2 protein-coding genes and 1 pseudogene are annotated in these 4,215 nt (G+C 50.7%); all 3 read right to left on the reverse strand.

Going from position 1 to position 4,215, the window contains the following annotated elements:
* Positions 1 to 24: 24 nt before the first annotated feature.
* Positions 25 to 696 (reverse strand): annotated as a pseudogene (locus VE954_RS02710) (IS6 family transposase).
* A 726-nt stretch (positions 697 to 1,422) separates the two neighbouring features.
* The gene (locus VE954_RS02715; protein ID WP_324949403.1) at positions 1,423 to 2,862 is read right to left on the reverse strand and encodes a hypothetical protein; all 1,440 of its coding nucleotides are present in this window, start codon (positions 2,860 to 2,862) and stop codon (positions 1,423 to 1,425) included.
* Between the two features lie 867 nt (positions 2,863 to 3,729).
* The coding region (locus VE954_RS02720; protein WP_324949404.1) for an NADAR family protein at positions 3,730 to 4,215 on the reverse strand (486 nt) is incomplete at its 5' end.

Here is a 4,215-nt window from a genome sequence, read left to right on the forward strand (position 1 = left end):
GGGGAAGCACGGATTGGCGAACGATCATGCAGCGACGGAATAGAAGATCTCTGCAGAGGTATCACCCTCTGCTCTGACCTGCCGCTTTCGAATTATTCTCATCGACTCAAAGCCACCAATTGTAATCCTTGCCGTCCGAAACCTCCCAAAGCCCAACGTGGCCCTGCATAGCTGTTTGATGGGCCTATGGTCCTGCTCGATAATGTTGTTCAAATATTTGTTCTAACGAATTTCGATATCGCTGCCTTCGTCGCCATTATAAGCCTGAATGCCGGCGGCGTTGGCTCCACTTTTGTCGATAGTGATTTTTATCGGTTCGTCATTTAATTTGATAGCCCTCAAGAGAAAGCGTTGTGCGGCTTTCCGGTCGCGCTTTGCCGTCAGCAAGTAGTCGACAGTATTGCCTTCCTTGTCCACCGCCCGGTAGAGGTATTTCCATTCGCCTTTGACCTTGATATAAGTTTCATCCAGGCACCAGCTTTTGCCTGAGGGCTGCTTAAGCCGGCGCACAGCCTTCTCCAGCCCTGGCGTGAACTTGATGACTCTGCGGTAAATGGTGGTGTGGTCAACCTCAAGCCCACGTTCCTCGGCCATCTCTTCAAGGTCGCGGTAACTGAGCTTATAGGAAAGATACCAGCGGACATGAAGCATGATGATCTGGCGCTCAAAACAATGTCCTTTGGTGTCAAAAAGCATGAGCCGGCCTCCCGAGGTTTCCTCGAGAATACCACCGACTTACCCAGGCGCAACAGAACCGGACAATGTGATACCAACTGAGGAGGACCCATGAGCGAACAGAAGAACAAGGCCAACCTGGACATTAGACCTACCCCCTGCGCCTATGCAGGTAATCCAGTTTGCTGATGGATACATGGAAATCTTTGCGGGCTGAGTCATTGGAATTGGAATGGGCGATCTTCCTGACACCACAGCGATCCCAACGCAGCATCCTGGAGGCGGGCTCAAAGCTTAAGCCTTACCAGTTTACCCTGCTTCATTCGAAACCCGTCCTTGGCCAGGGCCACATCCAGCTTCTGAGGCACGTTCAACATCGTTCTTGGTGTGTGCCGGTATATATCTTCGAGTAGGGGAACGAGAGGCAGTATCGAGTCCCGGGAAGTGCACTTTTTGAAGCCATGGACTACCTGAAGCAACAGGGGAACGCCGAAGACATCTATCTGCTGGCCTGGTGGGCCTGATTCAAGGGGACTGGGGCTGCTTCATTGAATTAAAAGAACCACTTCGAAGCGGGCAGTATGTGATAGGCCGAGGCGGCGGTATCTGCGGTTTGTCATAAAAAATCCCTCCGTCCAAGTTGTGAAACTTTTCGGAAGGGATTTGGAAAGATCTTGGATCAACAGTAATCGACGATATATCCTCTACGGAGTCCCGCAATCGCGTTATGCTATCATCTGCATAGGCTCAATAGGCAACGAAAGTCCCAACTTTTTCCGTTGACCTTCCGCCCTGACCTTTGGAGTCTTCGACATAGGGATATTCGCAGTTCTCCTGCAGATACTTGGTATCATCGCCTTGTCTGGCGTCAGAGGACCAGTACGTATATTTATTTCCCATAATGCTCGTGTTAACTTCTTCGTAGAAACTCACCTTAGTATTCAAACAAGCATAGCCGAGGCCTTTTTCAGGCTTGGGACAAAGACGTCCTACAGTTGCCACCGTGCGATAATTCGCACCCTGTCCGCGTCCAGATACACAGATATCCTTCAGATAGGCCATCTTCTTCTCATCAGTCATGCCTGTAACGCCTGCGGCATCAATGCTCAAGTTTTCACAGCTATACATGATCAGCTCGCCGCCCTCAACAGCCTCGTTATCACCTTCCGCGGAAAAGGATTTGCAAGACAAAAGGCGGGCATCCACTGGCTCCTTGTTTTCATCCGGCGTGGGCAGTGTCTGCTCATCCAAAGTGATCACACGCTTGCAGTCTTGATAGGTGACAACCAACTTGTGACCTTTTGCATCGGTGAATGTCATCTTCCCTGTTTTGTAGCCACTGTAATTACAGAGCGCCGAATCCACCACCAGGTCCTCACCTTTTTGTTCAAGGATAGACACCTTTCCTTCACGCTCCGTACGCACATAACCGCTCATCTGCAGTATGCCCTGGCGATTGACAGAAACACTGGCTGTGTCTTCGACAAAGGACATCGTGCTGAGGTAAACCATTTTTACCAATGGCTTGTCGTTATACTTGAATTCCGTGGCATAACGCGCTTCTGTGCTGAAAGTCGTCGCATCCTTTTTCCAGTCCGTATAACCGTCGCTTTTTCCAGAATAGGTATAGTCGCCATTTTCGTTCTTAAAGCTTCCGCTGTATTCGTAATCCTTCATCTCGTAACGCCCGCCCGTGTTGGCTGCCGCATCATTGGAATCTTTCGCTGACCAGGATCCTTTCGCTTTCCAGCTCCAAGGATTATCGCCTGTGGCATATTCATATGCACAGTCATAGGTATAAGTGCGATCGACTGGAAGGTAGTCCAGATCCGCGTCGGTTTCCGTTCCTGACAATGTAGAAGTGCAGCTATCTGCGAGTGCAAATCCTGACCGTGCGCGTAGTTCGAATGTTTGAAGAGCAGGTTGGCCATCAGCCGGTGCTACCCCAACTTCGTCCTTAATTTTTGCTGCTGATTCGGGCGAAATTCCCATACTTGCGATGCTTTCTGTTGCACCCAGCTGTTCAGTCACAAATGTTTTGGCGTCGTCCGCCGTGATTTCTCCATAAGCGGCTGTCGGGTCACCGGTCGGAGCTGTTTCTGTTCCAGCAGAAGAGCCGCCACTGTCTGTGCAGCCAGCGGCCAGGGACAATGCGGCGAGAGACAGACGGACAAGCTTTGTTAGCATGAATTTTACCCATTAGAAGTAATACGATATTCTCGTCTTCGGAGTATTTGACTTGTGCTTTACGGGTATGTTCTGAAGGTTATCTTTTTTGGAAAAGACAAGCCTGATCGGGCAGGAACCGCCCAGCTCAGGGGGGAAGGAAACTTCTGTAATATCGTGGGGATCGCCTTAATTTGCTGAACACAGTCGCATAAAGTTAACCCAGAATTATTTTGGATAAGTTCCCTGAACGAGCATAGGGCAATGCCCTCACAAGATAAAGGTACGTTTCAATCGACCGTTACTGACACAACCTGAGCGGGCTTCAGCACTTGACGGCAAGATACTTCATCCGCAGTTTGCGGGCTTCCTCGCCCTCGAATTTTATGATTAGGCGTCGCGCGTTTATCCGCCCGAATCAAATTCTTAATTCCTGGTATATATTCTTTTTCCAGCTCCCGGGTGTGGTTGAGTTGGCTCTGGAGTACCGCGACTGGGCATTCATGGAGTGGCTTTGGCGACGATGGTCACCTGATTTCAGGCTGCCTCCGGACGAAATGCGGGCGCTCAAATTCACCTTTCAGCAGACCGGGGTGAAGTAGGCGGCTCTGGGCTACTTTTGAGCATTGTTCAGCTGTCGGTCATAGCAGGATACATTGGCAACCGCCAAATAATGATCGGGACAGAATCGTTCCCACAAACAATCCGGACGTCTGAAATAGAAGCTAAACCGGATCTCAAAAAAAATCTGTTCCAGGCCACGCACTGGCGTCGCTGACGATATTCCACAACATGGCATCTGAATGGCCCGATATCCAAGAAAAAATCTGCGGACCTGGGCGTTTTAGGAGGTGGGATGCGGCAGGTCCGGAGCGGGCCATTGGGCTGTCAAGCGTCTGATATTGAGGCGTCCTCCCTGAGCCTTCGGCGGACTTCCATAAGGGCAAACCCCAGGAGGTTCTCACCTTCCCAGCGTAGAGGATTGCTCGCATGCGGATGCTCTCGGCCCATCCCTATGCCCCAAATCCTATCATAGGGGCTGGCCTCCACCAGGATCTTGTCACCAGTCTGCAAAAGATAGAGGCGCAGATGTTCATTGCGTTTGAATTTTTCCAGGTTGCCACGGACCACGATTGAAAATCGCTCCCGATTCCAGGTGGCTTCATCAAACCCTGTGATCAGCCGTCCTGATTTTTTGGCCAGGCCTGGTTGATCGGCGTCCATAATCTGTTGCCGTGCATCCCCATCGTTGAACAGTCTGGCTTTCTCAGCCATCATGAAATGTTCTGCTGTGGGATAACAATGATTTTCAATAACGAAAGGCGCCACATGCCATTGACTCAGGCAGGACTCATTCACGCGTCCATGGGATGG

This window comes from Oligoflexus sp., assembly GCF_035638955.1.
GTDB lineage: Bacteria > Bdellovibrionota_B > Oligoflexia > Oligoflexales > Oligoflexaceae > Oligoflexus.